Source organism: Paenibacillus kyungheensis (assembly GCF_028606985.1).
Lineage (GTDB): Bacteria > Bacillota > Bacilli > Paenibacillales > Paenibacillaceae > Saccharibacillus > Saccharibacillus kyungheensis.
In genome coordinates this window covers 2,594,188-2,613,089 of the sequence record NZ_CP117416.1, presented here as the reverse complement: position 1 = coordinate 2,613,089, position 18,902 = coordinate 2,594,188, and the positions used below count along the sequence as shown (strand labels likewise).

Sequence of the window (18,902 nt, the reverse complement as noted above, 5' to 3'; positions counted from 1 at the left end):
TTCTTGATGTTTTCTTTCTTAATGTTCATTGCGAGCTATCCCACCTTTAATATAGATGTCCGCCACAGTATACAATATTTAAAATTTCTCTTCTATCGCTCTAAACACATCGTCTAAATCTTCCATGTCTAGTCCGGCCGCGCTGAAATCACTTGGTGTAAAATCCAAATCTGGCTTGTCGACACAGTGAGAAACAAGACAGTTAAGGTGTCTTTCATAAGTACTTATAAAGCGCTGAATCGTGGATTCTAAAAACTCCTCACGATCAAATCGGAAGGTTAGTATAAGTTGTCCGTCTTTGACGATGCCGTTAATATCGATTTTGAAAGGGCATTCTATATTTGGACTCACTACACGACCGATAGGAAGCTCTGACAAGATCAACACGTCCGACGATTGTCTTTGGTCGAACTGGCCTAAGTAATTAAAACAAATCTCGGGCTCAATCTCAGGTAAATTTTGATCGGTAAGATATCGCAACATTCCATAACTTAGCCCTTTGTCCGGAATGCCTCTAATGCTCTCTTTCACCGATTTTATAATATCGGACAAGTTGCCGGACGGACTATGCGAAGATAGCAGTACAGGAAACAGGGAGGTAAACCATCCTACAGTCCGGTTAATGTTGATTTCTGGCATAATTGACTCGCGACCGTGTCCTTCAAGCTGAATCCATATGTGTTCCAGTCCTGCCCATTCATGTATAGTCAATCCAAGGGCAGCCAACAATAAGTCATTCGTTTCTGTATGATAAGCACGATGTGCCGTCGTCAACAAAAGTTCTGTGAACGGTTCGGGAAAATTCAGCGTCTTAGACTGCATCCTTGCTTCACACCGACCTGTGACCGAGCGATCGACGGGTAAAGAGTCGACCGGGTGTGATGCAAAACCTTTCCAATATTCAAAACTTTCATGCATTTTGTTTGGCATATTCGCATAGTTTTGCAATCGATTGGCCCACAACAAATAAGAATCTGTCTTATCTGGCAATTGAATCGTCTTGTTTTGGCACAACTGTGCATAACTAGTTTGGAAATCTTCCAGCAATATGCGCCAAGATAAGCCGTCTACCGCCAAATGATGAATGATAAAAAGTAAATAATCTTTATCAGCGGTCTGGAACAAAACAACTTTACATAATGGGCCTTCGTTTAGATGAATAGAAGCCTGATACTTTGCTGCTTCTTCTTCGATCTGGCTCGCCATGTTGACTTGTGGAAGATCACGATAATTATGAACTTGAAATTCGAAATTCGGCTTATCGCTAAGACCCCGATTAAACGAAATCCATTTTCCCTCTGACTCTTCAAATACCAGACGCAAAGCGTCATGGTGCTCCACCAGCTTGGCAATGACCTTTTTCACTAGTTCGGCATCCAACATGTGAGCAGCTCGCATTAACAAAGATTGATTGAAGTGTTGTAGATCAGATGAGTGCTTATCGAAAAACCAATGTTGAATAGGCGTTAATATAACTGCTCCTTCAACAGATCCTTGATCTCTATTATGAACCTGTTGTCTAATCAGCGGTGATATGGATCGAATCGTTGGTTTTTCAAACAACTCTTTGACCTGCATAACAAGACCAGTAGACATGAGCTTGGCGCTAATCTGAATTGCTTTGATTGAGTCGCCTCCCATATGAAAGAAATGCTCATCAATGCCAATTCGTTCGACCCCGAGCACCTCCTGCCAGACGCTTACCAGCTGCTCCTCGACCTCGTTGCGTGGAGCGACATATCTCCTCTGCTCCGCTTGCCTCTGAGGAGCCGGTAGACGCTTCCGATCCAGCTTCCCGTTCGCCGTTAGCGGCATCGCCTCCAGTTGTCTCCCATAGGTGGGTACCATGTAAGCGGGCAACCGCTCGCCCACATACGCTTGAATCGCCCCGATTCCCAGCACCCCTTCCGAGACGTAATACGCGCTCAGTTCCTTCCGCCCTGCTTCGGCTTCGTGTACCGTCACCACCGCTTCCTGAATCTGAGGATGCCGTAATAACTGTGTCTCAATTTCCCCTAGCTCAATACGGTTTCCTCGAATTTTGACCTGATGGTCGATCCGTCCCCCGTAGGCCATTTCCCCGTTCGATAGCCACTTCCCGATATCCCCGGTCCGGTACAACCGTATCCCTGGTACGGCTTTCTGCGTCGTAAACCGCTCCTCGGTGAGCTCCGGACGGTTCCAATACCCGCGGGCTAGACCCACGCCCCCGATGTACAACTCGCCGGGTACCCCCACCGGTTGCACCCGTCCTTCGCGGTCCAAAATATACAGGGACATGTTGTCGATCGGTTGCCCAATCGGAATGTGCGTGACATGATCTTCACACGAGCATTCATGGTACGACACATCGACGGTCGCCTCCGTCGGGCCATACAAATTGATCAGTTCTGTTCCCCATCTGTCTTTGAGCAACCGTCCGAACCGACTGGCTTGACTCGCTTGCAGCGTTTCTCCACTGACGAAGACGCGGCGTAAGGAGCGCAGCTTATCCTGTCCGGTTGCCTCCACATGCTCCAAAAACAGCTGAAGCATCGAAGGCACGAAGTGCATCACGGTCACCTGGTGTTCATGGACACTTTGCGCAAGAGCTTCCGGATCTTTCTCGGCTCCTGGCTCGGCAAACACGACCGACGCGCCGGACAAGCTCCACCAGAACAACTCCCACACCGAGACATCAAAGCTAAACGGTGTTTTTTGCAAGATGACGTCGCGAGTGGTCAACGGAAACTGCTTTTGCATCCACTGCAACCGGTTGATCACCGCCTGATGCTCGATCATCACTCCTTTGGGTTCGCCGGTTGAACCGGAGGTATAAATGACATAGGCCATATCATTCGCCCCTGCTCCACCAGGTAAATCAGTGTCATCGTTGGCGTACAGCGCCTCGTCGGTCAAGTCAAGCACCTCTCCCTCGAAGGGCACGTCGAGGGTGGTCTCTTTTCCGCGTGTCAGCAGTAGCGAAGCGCCACTGTCTTGCAGCATATAGCTGATTCGCTCCTTAGGATAGGTGGGATCGATCGGCACGTACGCCCCGCCGGCTTTCAAAATGGCGAGCAGACCCAACATCATTTCAGGGGATCGCTCCAGCAATACCCCCACCAACTGATCTGGCTTCACCGCTTTGGCTTGTAGCGTTCGGGCCAGTTGATTCGCGCGCTTGTTCAGCTCGCTGTACGTCCACGATCCGGTGCTGAACACCGCGGCTGTTTGGTCTGGCGTTCGCGCAGTCTGTTCCTCGAACAGGTGAGGCAGGGTCGCTTCCTTGTCGTATTCGGCTTGCGTATTGTTAAAAATGGTTTTTATTTGTTTAAGTTCTTCCTCTGTACTAAGGTCGAATTCGCTCAGTTTAGACATTGGATAAAGGACGACTTGTTGGACAATCCTTTCAAAATGTTTCAGCATTCTTTCTGCTGTTTCTTTTGCAAACAATTTACGTGCATACACCAATGTGAAACGAAGCGTCTGACTTTCTTCCACTGCATGAAGAGCAAGATCGAATTGCGCAGTTTGTAGTTCTTGACGAATTCGTTCGATTTCTATGTCTTTGATTGTATGCGCAAAATTAGAACTCATATCTTTGTCAAACACCAACAAAGTGTCAAACAATGGATTGCGACTCGTATCCCGTTCTAATGGTAATTTAGCGATTAAACGGTCGAGAGGGTAGGACTGGTGCTCCACGGCAGCTAAGGTACTTGCTTTAACCTGTCGTAAAAGTTCTGAAAACGTTTGGTTCCCGTTCGACCGAATGCGTAATGCCAACGTATTAACGAACATGCCGATGACATTTTCTGTCCCCAAGCCCGGACGACCAGTTGCTGGAGAACCTATAACGATATCTTGTTGACTCGTATATTTGCTAAGAAAAAGATGATAGGCAGTCAGAAGAACCATATACAATGTAGCCCCTGATTTTCGAGCCAACACGTTCAAATCCTGTCGCAACGATTCATCGACTACGAACGAGAGACTCCCCCCTTCAAAGCTTTTGACGGCTGGATGCGGGTAATCGGTTGGCAACTGTAACTTGGGTGGTTCCTCTGTGAACTGTTCAAGCCAGTAGGACTCATGCTGCTGCATCGCATCAGAACTGAACTGTTCGAGTTCCCATTTAGCATAGTCTTTGTAATGAATCTCCAGCTTGGGAAGAATATAATCTTGTTCTTGATAAAGAGCAGCTAGATCGCGGAACAAAATGTCCATCGAAATTCCGTCTGTAACAATGTGATGCATGTTAAATTCAATGACATGTTTTTCGGGAGATTCTTCTCGCAAATGCACCCGCAGTAATGGAGCTTGACCGAGATCGAATGGTTGACTGAAACGTTCGCTAGCGAGCAGATCGTCTGATTGCACTGAAACTAATGGTAGTCGCACATCTTCATGAACAATTTGCACAACCTCACCTTCTACAAATGCAAATGAAGTTCGAAGTGACTCATGGCGATTAGCAAGTCGTTGCAGAGCTTTTTCCATCATTTGTCGATCCATTGGACCTTTTAACATAAAGGAAGATGTCAAATGGTAAGCAGTACTTGCAGGATCAATTTGTTGCAAAGCATATTGTCGTCTTTGTGCGGACGATATCGGATAATATTTGTTGCGTTCAGCTCTGGTAATGGATGCTTTTTCTTCACGCTTCTCCGAAAAAAAACCACCGGCCTGCATTTCTTCTACGCTTTCTATTACGGCATGGATAATCTTGTCGATATCCTCATCCGTGTGTGCTGTCGATAAAAAGCAGTTTCGTCCTTCCCATACATAGATTCCTTTCTCAAGCAAATGATAGAACAATAACTCCAAATCTCCTTGCAATACAAACCGGAAGAGGGAACCAAAATGAACCATCGAAATCGGTAATTGCCGCTCTGAGAAATAACGATTCAATTTGCTGACCAATCGTTCAGTTCGCTCATTTAGCCGTTTCTGAAGCATTGGCCCTTCTGTTCGCAAATGGGTAAGCATGGCCAGAATTGAAGCCATTGTCAATGGATGGTGACAGAACGTCCCTCCGACTAGCGTACGATTACCGTCACTGGTCGGGTAAGAAGCATCTCCATACTCCCACCAACCCCCATCGATTGCGTTTAGAAACCTTGCTTTGCCTGCAACGACACCGACAGGCATGCCCGCGCCGATAACTTTTCCGTAAGTGGCAATGTCTGCACGGACGTCGAACCATTCTTGAGCACCGCCCTGCCCGATCCGGAACCCTGTAATGACCTCATCGAAAATGAGCGCCGCGCCATGATTCTCTGTTATCTTACGCAGTTCGTGCAAAAACGATTGTGGTTGCAAGTCTGGACGACGGCTCTGTACAGGTTCAACGAGTACGGCTGCCAGTTCTCCAGCAAGACGGTTGATTATCTCTAGTGCTTGCGGATCACCATATTTCAGCACAACCACATCTCCTACGAGATGATCGGTAATACCTGGAGCCATAGGCGCTGAACGTCCATCCGGTTCAGCTGTATGTCGTCTCGCCAGCACACCGTCGAATGTTCCATGAAACGCGCCTTCAAACAATACAACTTTCGATCTACCTGTGACAGCTCGTGCCAATCGAAGTGCAACCATGACCGCTTCCGTTCCAGAATTAAAAAAGGCGACACGTTCGGAGCCAGTAAACTTCGCAATCTGATCGGCGACTTCGCCTGCAAGCGGATTCATTGGACCGATCGCCATCCCTTTTTCTAACTCTGTACGAATAGTATCGGTAATAAAAGTTGGCGCATGACCGAGTAAATAAGCACCAAAACCCATGGAGATGTCTATATACTCATGATCGTCAATATCCCAAATCCTTGCACCTTGTGCTTGCTTTGCAATAACCTGAAAAATAATTTCCTTCCATGCTGGCCGAAAGCCAGCTACATTACGATTGTTCGCCAATACAGCGCGATATTTTTGCGTGAACTCTTTGGTGACCTTAAATCGTTCACTCAAACGACCGATTAGTGCTTCTGTATGACGCGCCTGTTTGTCTGATAAATTTTTCGCTGTTGACAAATTTAATTTGCGATAGGGCATGAATACTTCCGCTTCTTGCTTGCCCGTCTTGGGAAAAGCTCTAGACAACTCTGAACTCGTTGTAAGTGGTAGCTCCGTTCCTTCTTTAAGAACGATGTTCGTCTGCGCCGCTCTTCCTAGTTCGTCAGAAGATGAATTATGCGAACCACTCGTAGTGACATGTTGATCTTCATGTAGCAGATCTAGCTGTCGCGATATAATATCCAATTGCTTGGAGAATAGATCTTTTAACTCCGATCTTTGCCCAGACGGCTGCATACTCGTAAGATCACTCGTTGGCAAATCGTCCTGAGTCGGCTCATCGTTTCTTGTCGGGGTCTGCGCCGCTTGAGCAGTCTGTAAATTCAATGTCGATACCTCCGACTCTTGAGGTATATGAGTCGCAAGATGATCGATCAATGCTTTAGGCGTAGACAATTCATCATAAAATCGGCTTAACGACAATTCTAATGTATAACGGTCTTTTATTTTTTCGCTCACTTGAAACAGAAGAATCGAGTCAAGACCAAGTTCGAAAAAGTTAACTTCATCCTGAATTTCTTGTTGTGGAATACCAGAAATATCTTCTAGCGTCTGCATAACAAATTCAAAAATAAGCTTTCTGTGAGCGGACGATCCTTTATCTAGCGCTATATTCATAGAAATCGTTTGCTCCTTTGCTTGATGTTGTCGAGGTGTTATCGAAATCCAGCAACGAGTTCGTTCAAATGGATAGGTAGGCAACGATAATTTCTGACGATGTTCTCCCTGATAAAGTACATCCCAGGGAATGTCCGTAAATTTAGTGTACAGATAGCCTAGCTCCATCAGCATATCCAAACGCTCTGTTTTATCATCCGACTCGGACAATTGGTTCAGCTTTTCAAAAACAGCAGTCACAAGCGCAACGTCTTCTGGCTGTCGCGTAGAATCCTTTTCTCCGTAAAAAACACCTTCGGTAGTGCAATCGTTAGAAGGCCATTCTTTAATCAGCCGATCTAGCTTAATTTGCATTTCCTGAAGGTCATAAGCGTGAATAGCTAATCGATAGGCATAATGACCTCTGCATGTTCCGGCTGTATAACAAATGTCGGCAAGAGACCAAGATGGGTTTTCTCGTAATTGTGTTAAATACTGCTCAACCGTCGTTCGGAGTGCTTGCATCGTTTTGGCCGATAATGGCAATAAATATCCTTCCAAATTTTCCAGTTCGGACAATATGAGTGCAGGCGCTTCTTCCAGAACGACATGGCAGTTCGTGCCGCTGAGACCAAATGAGCTGACACCAGCTCTTCGCGGATGATCACTCGTTTGCCATGGAGTCAAACGGTCAACCACATAGACCGGAGAATCCTCAAACGAAATTTGTCGATTTGCACTTTGAAAATGAAGCGTAGCCGGTATTTCATGATGTTTGAGCGCTAATATTGTCTTGACCAATCCAAGAAGCCCTGCGGCATTGTCTAAATGCCCAAAGTTACTTTTCACTGAGCCAACACCACAAAATTGTTTTTTTGACGTATGACGTAGAAAGGCTTGTCTAATGGCTTCGATTTCGATCGGATCTCCTAATTTTGTGCCTGTTCCATGTGCCTCTATGTAGGATATCGTCTGCGGATCAATACCAGCTGCTTTCCACGCCTGAAGAATGACTTCTTCCTGTGCACGTACATTAGGAGCGGTCAATCCAAGAGAATTACCGTCCTGATTAATCGAGCTCCCTTTGATAATGGCATGAATGTGATCACCGTCGCTTATCGCTTTTCGAACAGGCTTTATCAATACCGTAATGACACCTTCTCCGCTTCCTGTTCCTTCGGAGGAGTCATCGAACGTTCGTGTTCTACCATCGGAAGCTTGAATACCCATATTTATCTGATTCGACAGTCTCATATAGTTGATGCGAATTCCACCGACTAGGGCCTGATCGCATTCGCCATTACGTATTGCTTGACATGCTTCATGCAGAGCGACCAGAGAAGAAGAACAAGAGGTATCAATCGCTAGTGCAGGGCCTCGCAGATCCAGCAAATGAGAAATCCGGCTGGCAACAATCGGACTTAAATTCCCGGGCACCGACATCGAAAGAGCAGATGGTTCTACATCCTGGATGAAACGAACATATTCGAACAACGAATCCGATCCATAACCGATATAAACGCCTGTCCGGCTTCCCGATAGCTTATCCCCGCCGTAACCAGCTTCTTCAAACGTTTCCCAAGCAGTTTCGAGAAATAGTCTTTGTGCAGGGCTCATAAGTCCCGCTTCTCTGGGAGTCAATCGAAAAAACTTATAATCGAATTTATCGATTTCATCCAAATATGCACCAGGCAGGTAAGTGGTATTCGGAGTCCACTGATCCATGTAAGATAAATAGCGGTCAGTATCAGCACGCCGGGATGTAGGAAACTCCCCGATGCTGTTTACGCCATGCTTCAGATGATTCCATAACTGATCCAATCCGGATATTTGTGGTAACTTGACGGCGACTCCAATGATAGCCATCTCATCTGATACTGTAGAATGATCCTTTTTCATTTGCTTTAACAATTCTACGCCTGTATTTCGCTCTATTTTACCCGCTGCAATTTGTTCGAATATTAAAGATATTGTATCTTTCATCGTTCTACCTCTAATAATTGATATTGTTCTACAACTTGCTCCAACGTCATGTTACCTTGCTCCAGTTCACTCACAAGACGCAGAATGCCATCTCCGATATTTCCTTGCTCTTTGTTAAAAGGTTTATCTGGCCGATATGCTAGGTGGGCAGCGATTTTAGAAATGGTCGGGTAAGTGAATAAATCCGCCATTCGAATACGGTCTGCATAACGCTCTTGAAGCAACGAAAACACTTTTGTAACCATAATAGAATCACCACCAAGATCAAAAAAATTGTCATCTATACTCAATTCAGAAAATCCCAACACCTCATTCCAGGTAGTTGCGACAAATTGCTCAACTTCCGATACGTTTGCATCTTTCGTCCCTTTCAATTTCACATTTTTTCTTTTGACAGATAAGGGTACGCTTTGCGCCTTTCTTGTATCGGGAAAAGAATCAAGTAACTCGTCTGATAATTTTAAAGGCAGATGATCTCCCAACTGTAAGACAGGACTTTGACGATGGAGCTGACCAATAATAACACGATCTAGCGGCAAACCAAGTAGATCATCCAGCGCACTGAACGCTTTTTCGGGCGCTAGAAAACGAAATATCTCTTTCGCCTGGTTGCCGATTTCCTCTTCCTCATCTTCTTTAAGCCAATAGGGCCAATTGATAGTTGTCACGGGTCTTCCATGTAAGCGGGCATCGGCAGCGAAAGAATCCAAATAAGCATTAGCAGCTGTATAACTACCGCTTCCTACAGCCCCAATCAATGTAATCACAGAAGAAAATAGAATCATGAAATCCATATCATCCTGTTTTGTGGCTTGCGCAATATTCCAAGTTCCTAAAATTTTGGGAGCAATCACCGCTTCAAATGTTTCAAGACGATCGTTCGGTATCATTTCTCCCATCATGCCGACGCCAACCCCTGCACAATGCATAATTCCATTTAAACTACCATACTGATTGCGCACATCAATCAATACGTTATTTAATCGATCAACATCTGTTAGATCGACTTGATATATATGAACGTGCGAACCCGTCGCTTCAATTTCTTGTATAGCTTGAATTTGTCGGTGCATCTCATCATTTTCGCCGTGCTTGTTCAATTCGTCCCATTCGGATCGGGATGAAAAGGCAGTACGATTAAGTAAAATCAGATGCACCCTGGTTTTAGATGCCAAATAACGAGCCATCTGCAAACCTAAACGTCCAAGTCCTCCTGTGATAACATAAACACCATTTGTTCGTATATACGCCTCGCTTGTTGTCGCTTGAGCTATTTCTAGGTGAGCAAGACGCTCAACCCAACGTTGCTCTCCACGGTAAGCGATCTGAAATTCTGTCTGCGATGCACTGATTTCTTTCAAAATATGAAGCGAGTCCGTATTCTCATCTAAATCAATACAACGACACCGCAATTGTGGATTTTCCCAGTGTACGACCTTAGCCAGACCTAACAAGGCTGTACGAAGCGGGTGGACTATTTCTTGATTCACCGTTGTTCGGGTTCCATAACACGTTAGTACTATGAGCTCTGTCGGTCTGTCTGAAATTTGTAGTGATAATGCGCTCACCAGATGAAACAAACTATACAATCCGGACTGTTGCTCCGACATCAAATCGCTGACGCTTTCTATCGTTGGATCAGGATTTAGTGCGGTCGCATGCAAAATCCGATCCAACTGGACTTCCTGTAGATGTTCAATCAGCTTTCTGTAGTCCTCTTCTGTATAACCTATGAAATACCGATCCTCGTCATCTAGCATTTCGTATCGGGAACCTATTATTACTTCTATCACCCTGCCGCCTTGAGTTCGGAGTAGATTCACTATATTTATTGCTGCTGGAGAACAGTTGTGTAATAGCAATGTTGTTCCGTGCACAGCATAGTTGTGATCAATAGAGAAGCTTTTCTCCCAACGTGTCGTATAAAACATTTGTTCTGTTGTATCCGGAATCTCTAGCCAACATCGAGATTTATCGAATGAGTATGTCGGTAACGTTATTCGATGTGCTCTGTGCCCGGAATAGGATGTCTCCCATTCAAACATAGAACCGGAAACATATTGTGCACATACTTGTTCAAGCTCTGCCCGTTGTTGACTAGCAAGAACAAGTGATCTAGCGGGCATGTCATCCGGTGTACATTCCGCATAAAATACTCCGTTCATACAGGCAGCTTCCCAGTCTCTAGAAGCAAGCTGCAACAGGCTGCTAAGTTCAGCCATGCTTTCAACGACCGCGGCCAATCGGTGTTCCCAATGATGACGACCTGTATTTGCAGTGTAACAAAGGTTCATCAGCAAGACATCCGGATTACGTTCGGTAAATACAGCATAGTCTGATACCGCTCTCTTCAACGCTGTTATACTGCGAGCCGAGAGTGTAAACAGATGTGGACTCCCTGTTTCTTCAACCAGACTTGGAATAGGAGCTTCTTCCATGACGATATGGCAGTTCGTACCGCTGATGCCGAAAGAACTAACCCCACATAATCTTGAATTATCACTCTCCCATTCCTGCAACTGGTCATTAATATACACTGGAGAGTCCTCAAACGGTATGCTTCTGTTCGCTCTGCGGACATGCAGGGTTGGAGGAATTTGCTTATATTTCAAAGCCAGTATAGATTTGATCATTCCAGCGATCCCGGCTGCATTGTCAAGATGACCCAAATTTGATTTTACAGAACCTATAGCACAAAATTGCTTGCGATCCGTTACACGGGCAAATGCGCGACGAATGCCATCGATTTCGATCGGATCGCCCAGTTTGGTTCCTGTACCGTGAGCTTCGATGTAATCGATGTTCTTCGGATCGATCCCCGCTTCTTTCCATGCACGGATAAGAACTTCCTCCTGTGCAACAGCATTAGGGGCAGTTAGCCCCATTGATTTGCCGTCTTGATTAATGGCGCTTCCTTTAATGACTGCATGAATATGATCTCTATCGGCTAATGCGGCTTCCAGTGGCTTAAGCAAAACAACGCCTACTCCTTCGCCAGTACCTGTACCATCTGACTGATCATCGAACGCTCTCGTCCGTCCGTTGGATGATTCTATTCCAACCTTCGTTTTACGAATCGGCAGAATATGAAGTTGAATCCCTCCTACCAATGCTGTATCGCATTCGCCGTTGCGAATCGACTGACAAGCTAGATGGACTGCAACAAGCGATGAAGAGCATGAAGTATCGACGACGAGACTAGGACCGCGCAAATCCAAAAGATAAGCAAGTCTGCTTGGCAATACGGCGTGAATATTGCCTGTCAGAGCCATAGACAATTCGGAAGCGTGTAGCTCGGCAATCATATTTTTGTATACTGCTTCTGAACTTGATCCGACAAAAACTCCTGTGCGAGAACCTTTTAGACGATTACCGCCGTAACCTGCCTCTTCCAGTGCTTTCCATGCAGTTTGTAGAAAAAGTCGGTGATTAGGGTCTGTTAAAGAAGCCTCTTTGGGTGACATACGAAAAAATCTATAGTCAAATTTATCAATTTCATCCAAAAAGGCAGCTTCCCCATGACTTAAAGCTGGCTCGTGATCGCTTTTATTTTGATATGCTATATAACGACTTGCATCGTTCATTCTTCCGTAAGGTAGCTTGCGGACAGCATCTTTACCAGAGCGTAGAAGCTCCCAAAAGGTATCAGGATCTGAAGCGCAAGGGAAGTCCAAAGCAAGACCGATGACGGCAATGTCTCCATACTTGATCTTTTGAAATTTTGTTGCTTCGGACATTGGTGTTGTGTTTGTTGATGAATTGGTATGAAGCAATTGTTTTAACAAATAGAAACCTCCTTTCAGAAAGAGCCTCCGAATACATCAGCTTATCTTCAATAGGACTAAAAAGCGCTGTGAATTTTTTGATAGTGTGCAACAAGCAAATGTAACGATTCGAGATACTCTCCAACCAGTGACTCGATTCGATCCTCTCTGAGAAAAGCGATATTAAAATCTACAGTTAGACGCATGCTTGCTTCTTTCCCATCTGCGATACGGAACACAATGTCATACACGTCTAGCAGATTGATCGTGGATGTCAGTAATTCTCGCCGGCTAACTAGCAAATGCGCACCATTTGGATCTTGTTCCCAATTCTTCCAGTTATCGATTGAATACGTTTCGAAATTAGATGATATCTGTTGATTCACTTCGTAAAACAGCGGAGAGAAGGATTGAAATCCATCCATCGAAATCTGTGCAGAAGCGACCTCGTTGTAAGAGGAAAACATCATATCGAACTCTACCGTAGACGTTACAGCATATTCAGAGAGCTGGTACAAAAACATTGCCAGCAAAATAGCATCGGTGCTTGTCTGCTCCATATCTGCAATAGTGCGGAGGAACTTCAGCAACTCGCCATCGATGATCGCTTCCAATCCTCCGGGCTTCACTTTACCTCTAGCTCGCCCAGTCAAGCCTGTTTCCAAATGAATCCCTTTTCGTTTACTTCTCGAATGTCCATCTCCATGTTGTGACACAAACTCAGCCAATTGACGAATTGTCGGATAAGCAAACAAATCGGTTATGAGCAACGTATCCGAAATTTCTTTCCGGCACTTATTGTACAACCGCATTAGAAGAATAGAATTGCCACCCAGCTCAAAAAAATGATCGGTAATACCGATCTGTTCGATGTTAAGGACATCGCGCCAAATATTGACAAGTTTGTGCTCGACATCGTTCCGAGCAGGAGTATACGGCGAGCGACTTGATCTGTACGAATCAGGTTCTGGTAGATTTTTTAGATCGATCTTTTGGTTGCTAGTAAGCGGCAATTGCTCAAGAACGACATAGAGAGACGGAATCATGTAAGGCGCAAGTATAGACGCTGCATGCGTTTTGACTTCATCTAGTCGTTGTTCTCCGCCATGTAATTGCACATAAGCAACAAGACTGTCGCTCTCTCCAAGCTGCTTAACTACAACTATGGCATGAAGCACTGCCGGATGATTAGCCAGAACGTGCTCGATCTCTCCACGTTCGATACGGTAACCGCGTATTTTGACTTGATAATCGGTTCGACCTAAATAATCAATTTCTCCATTCGGAAGTCGGCGAGCTAGATCCCCCGTCTTGTAGATCCGTTCTTCGGATTTGAAGGGATTACTGATAAATTTTTCTGCAGTTAATTCTGGACGACCCCAGTAGCCTCTTGCCACTCCGATTCCGCCGATATATAGTTCACCGACAGCACCAACTGGCTGTTGCTGCATATGCTGATTCATAATATAAAGTGACGTATTATCAATAGGCCGACCGATTGGGATAGTGGACAGACGACTGTCTCCTGAACATTCATGAAAAGACACATCTACAGTCGCTTCCGTAGGTCCGTACAAATTAACAAGTTTCACTTGCTCGAATAGATGCTTGAACCGATAGGCTTGTTGCACACGTAATGCTTCTCCACTTACAAATATATGATGAAGTGAACGAAGATTCTCTTCTTGTCTATTGTCTTCCACATGATCTAAAAAAAGTTGCAACATCGATGGAACAAAGTGCATCACTGTAACTCCATACTGTTTGACAGCTTGCACGATAGCGGCAGGATTTTTCTCTTCTCCCGGTTCCAAAAATACAACTGATGCTCCAGACATTCCCCACCAAAAAAGTTCCCAGACGGACACGTCAAAGCTAAATGACGTTTTTTGCAAAATGACATCTGCTTTTGTCAGCGGATAACATTTCTGCATCCATTCTAGCCGGTTAACAATCGAATGATGTTCGACCATAACTCCCTTCGGTTTGCCCGTAGAGCCTGATGTATAAATAACATAGGCTAAATTACATGATCCGCTTACTGCTTGTACCTTGCTCTGTATGTCTTCATAATACGATTCATCCGTCAAATCTATGATTTCGCCAGAGAATGAAGGTGTCTGTTGGCCGTCGGTCAGTAGCAGATGTGCCTGACTGTCCTCTAGCAAGTAAGCAATACGATCTTTCGGGTAACTGGGATCGATCGGCACGTAAGCTCCGCCTGCCTTTAGTATCGCAAGCAAGCCTACCATCATTTCGATTGATCGCTCCAGCATGATTGCAACAAGCTGGTCTGGAATAACGCCCTTACTGCGAAGCAGATGTGCCAATCGATTAGCTCTGTCATTTAACTCCCCGTAAGTAAGTGATCGTTCACCAAAACTAACCGCAATTCGATCAGGCTCCCGCTCGGCTTGCCACTCAAACGCATCAAATACGGTGCGATCCGTCATTTGATCTGCTGTCATAGCTCCTTGCCAGCTCTCCATCTGATTCAGTTCCGACTTTGATAACAAGCCAAGTTCTGAAATCAGCTGCTCTTCATCAAACGTTATTTCCTCAAGTATGTGAATGTAACGATTCATCAATGCTTCTGCTTGTTCCAAGGTTTGAGAATGAAACTGCAACTCGAATTCCAATTGCTCAAAAGGATATACGATAAGCACCAACGGGTACGTCATTTGTTTGAACGTTTCGGTTAATCGCAACGTGCTTTGAGCTAGCACTGTATGATCTAACGGATAATTTTCGATAACTACAATAGAATCGAAAAGTGACATACCCGGTGGCACCTGACCGACCTGTTGAATATCTGCCAGAGGAACGTGCTCAAACGGCTCCCGTTCTTTCAGGCTGGCATCGATACGAAGTAACAACTCGCGAACACAGTCCTTTTTCGTAGCAGTTCGAACCCGCAAAGGAATCACAGAGCTGAACAAACCTACCATTTGATCAATACCGACAATAGTGGCCTTTCGTCCAGAAACAGCCGTCCCAAAAACGATATCTTCCGTATTTCCATAACGTTGCAATACGAATGCCCAAGCGGCATAAAAAAAAGTTGCCGGTGTCGTCTTTAATCGCTCTGCGATCTTTCGTACAGCAGCATAGATATGATCCGAAGGTCTATTTCGAACGGTTGCATGCTCCTTCTTTTCAGCTTTGCTACTCCCTTCTGGCATTAGATTTCGAGAGGATATGCCTGGTTTCCATTCAAAGTCTGAAAGAACACCTTGCCAGTAATCTGTTTTATTTTCGTGCGACTTCTCCTGATGCCAGAGAACGAATGCTTTGTAGGATGTCTTCGGTAGCAAATGGACTTCCTTTCCTTCATTTAAAGCCTGATACACATAGACGAACTCACGAAGAAGCACCCCTGTACTCCAACCATCCATAATAATGTGATGATACGTAAGCGTCATTTCAATCTCATCTTCCGATAAGCGGCAAAGCAGTACACGAAACGAATGCAGTTGAAGATCAAACTCCTTCTCCCTTTGGGTAGCACGATAACTTTTCAGCAACACTTCTTGCTGTTCAGGTGACTCTGAAGTCAAATCGTACTCCGAATAAGACAATTTCTGATCTTTCAAAATAATTTGTATCGGTGCTTCGAGCCCTTCCCATCTAAAAACCGTTCGCAATGCCTGATTAGCCTTTGTCACTGTTTCCCATGCTTGCCGAACATTATGTCCACAATTGTTTAATCTAAACGTCAGTTGCTCAACGTGCTTGCTTGGGTCACTCAAGTAATGAAACAGCATTCCTTCTTGTGGTGGACTGAGCGCTAGAATCGTTTCTACTTGATCTTTGTTCAGCTTTTCAGATGTACTCATTTACCACCGCCCCTTCCTATTCCTGTTCCGCAAAAGACTTTCTAAATTCTAATTGCTCCTTTATGATCTCAAATCCTATTTGACGGTATAGACGGAAAGCCGATAAATTCGAGTCCGATACGTGAAGCTGTACTGCAATTGAACCAAGATCAGATAAATATTGAATCCCTGCTCCCAACAGCGCCCGGGCAACTCCTCGACTGCGATAAGCGGGAACAGTGAATAGATCGTCGATATATCCTTTTTTTCTATTTAAGTCCATATGCACCATAATCAGGCCGACAACGGTGCCGTCTGACTCCGCAGCAGCATACGTTCTCCACGCTGGCAATCCCTTTAATGCACTCAATTTATCTAACGTAGGTGTTTCCTCCGGAAAGCATAACTTTTCAAGCTCTAGAAAAGTATTCTGGTCTTGCTGAGTATCCATTTCCCACTGAAATAAAGAGAGTTCTTCTGGTAGCGCATTATAAGACACTGACTGCTCGAAGCTACGTTCAAGAAGCATATAGCTTTCGATTTTCTTAAATCCAAGACTTTGAACAAAATCCAGTTGCCGCTTTACGGAGCCATAATGCTGAATGCACCATTCGGCTTGTCGAGACGGCAATTCCGCAAGCAATTCTTGCCCTCTTTTATGCAAAGCAGTGTAAAGCGCCTTCAGCACCATCCGTGATTCCGGTATATCTGGTAGAACATTAAAGTCAAAGTAAAGCGTATGCGCTACTTTCGGAGGATCATCGTCAAAAGCAGGACGGGGAAGCAAATGCCCATACCCTTTGAATTCGTTGTCGATCAGTGCTACAAACATATTTGATTTTTTTAACTCCGGATTGTTTAAATAAGCCCAGTTTGCCCAAGAAGGAAAATCAGACTCTGATTCTCTAACTCGATTTTCGATATATTTCAAACTTTCCAGCATACCTATCTCAAAAGGCTTGATTACTACTGACATATAGATTACTCCTCCTTCGTTCATCAAATTATCAAAGATTGGAGTCTGCTTTGACCAGAACGATATCTTCCATAACCAGCACATCTAGAGCTCCCATGATATACGTCCGAATAGCATCATACGGTGTATTTACCATCGGTTCTCCTCGCAAATTGAACGAAGTATTCAGCACCATAGGAATGCCTGTATTCTTTCGAAATTCGCTAATTAGCTTATAGTAACGAGCATTTGTTTCCTTTGTGACTGTCTGTGGCCGCGAAGAACCGTCTACATGTACAACGCCTTCAACAGCGCTACGCTTATTAGGTTTCACGTCAAAGGATTGAAGCATAAAACGTGAAGAGTGCATATCTTCGAACCACTCTCCAGCCTCTTCTTCCAGAACAGAGGGACCAAAAGGACGAAATCCTTCACGAAATTTTACATTATTATTCATATGATTTTGTATATCAGGAACGGATGGGTTGGCGAGCATGCTACGGTTGCCCAGCGCCCGTGGACCGTATTCTGCCCCTCCCTGAAACCAACCAACAGTCTGCCCTTCTGTAAGCAATTGGCTAGCCGTTTCTGTTGCATCGTTGACCGCTTTATATCTCAATCCCAGGTGATCCAGTGTTGCGCGAATTTGATCATTGGTAAACGAAGGACCGGAGTAGTTGCTTACAAGCTTCTCAATCGCAAAGCCCAGTCTTGCCGCAACTTCCGCCGCCGCTCCAATCGCGGCGCCAGCATCGTTGGCGGCAGGTTGTATAAACAGACCGTCTACATGACCAGATCGTCTTAATTGACCATTAGCCACACAATTCAGCGCTACCCCACCCGCTAAACAAAGATTACGGGAGCCTGTTCGCTCCATCAACACTTTGGCGAGATTCATATAGCATTCTTCAAGCTTGCGTTGCGCTGAAGCAGCGAGATTATAATGAACAGCATCGAACTCCAAATGCTCAGACATCCGATAAGTCACCGGGTTATACCGGCGAGTGCTGATATTTGGCATGATACCAAGACGAACAAATTCCTTTTTCCAAACATTTTCCACTTTGGACATATGTAAGGATTGATCGATTTTCATCGAGTATCCTTTAACATCGTCAAGAGCGATACGAGGAAATTCATAAACAGGCTCTCCGAAAGAAGCCAGTCCCATTGTTTTGCCCGGATCGTTCCAGTCAAACCCGACATATTCTGTTACTGTCGCATAGAATTCCCCCAACGATTCGTTATGATGGATAGAATCGAGTTTGTTCAAGCGCCCATTTTTCCCGTGATAAAGTGTTGTACTGCAATCTTCACCTGCGCCGTCTACAACCAGAACGCCAGCTTCTTCGAACGGAGAAAAGTAATACGCGCTCGCTGCATGTGCCAAATGATGATCTATAACTTCAATTTTAGGAAGCTTAGAATGAGGAAACTTACTTTTTGGAAATAAGCTTCCTACATCATCAAAAATATCGGGTAGCGGAATTTTGGTTTGGGGAATAAGTCCCTTATCCCAGCTAAGCACGATATAATCGACTTGATCCAGAGATATTTCTTCCTTATTCAAACAATGCTCAATAGCCAAGTAAGGCATTAATCCACCAGGTGAATGCGGTATGCGCGATAGACGCTCCTCTTCAACCATAGCCACGATACGTCCTTCTTTCATAAGACATGCCGCTGCATCATGTCCTAACGGTCCGGTAATTCCTAAGATATACATATGCATCC

At 45.0% G+C, this 18,902-nt stretch carries 5 protein-coding genes; all 5 read right to left on the bottom strand.

The annotated features are described in order from the left end of the window. Window positions 1-78: 78 nt before the first annotated feature. From PQ456_RS11130 to PQ456_RS11110, 5 genes are read right to left on the bottom strand one after another with little or no spacing between them, the layout of a single operon-like run. Window positions 79-8,634, bottom strand: coding sequence for a non-ribosomal peptide synthetase (locus PQ456_RS11130; RefSeq protein WP_273616196.1), 8,556 nt, complete (start codon window positions 8,632-8,634; stop codon window positions 79-81). Beyond that, window positions 8,631-12,419, bottom strand: coding sequence for an SDR family NAD(P)-dependent oxidoreductase (locus PQ456_RS11125; protein ID WP_273616195.1), 3,789 nt, complete (start codon window positions 12,417-12,419; stop codon window positions 8,631-8,633). Before PQ456_RS11125 ends, PQ456_RS11130 begins: the two co-directional genes overlap by 4 nt. 56 nt (window positions 12,420-12,475) lie before the next feature. Further along, window positions 12,476-16,234, bottom strand: coding sequence for a non-ribosomal peptide synthetase (locus PQ456_RS11120; protein ID WP_273616194.1), 3,759 nt, complete (start codon window positions 16,232-16,234; stop codon window positions 12,476-12,478). A gap of 16 nt (window positions 16,235-16,250) precedes the next feature. Continuing rightward, window positions 16,251-17,189, bottom strand: a complete 939-nt coding sequence (locus tag PQ456_RS11115; protein WP_273616193.1) for a GNAT family N-acetyltransferase — start codon at window positions 17,187-17,189, stop codon at window positions 16,251-16,253. A 31-nt stretch (window positions 17,190-17,220) separates the two neighbouring features. Then, complete coding sequence (locus tag PQ456_RS11110; RefSeq protein WP_273616192.1) at window positions 17,221-18,894, bottom strand: carbamoyltransferase family protein; 1,674 nt, start codon at window positions 18,892-18,894, stop codon at window positions 17,221-17,223. Window positions 18,895-18,902: the final 8 nt, after the last annotated feature.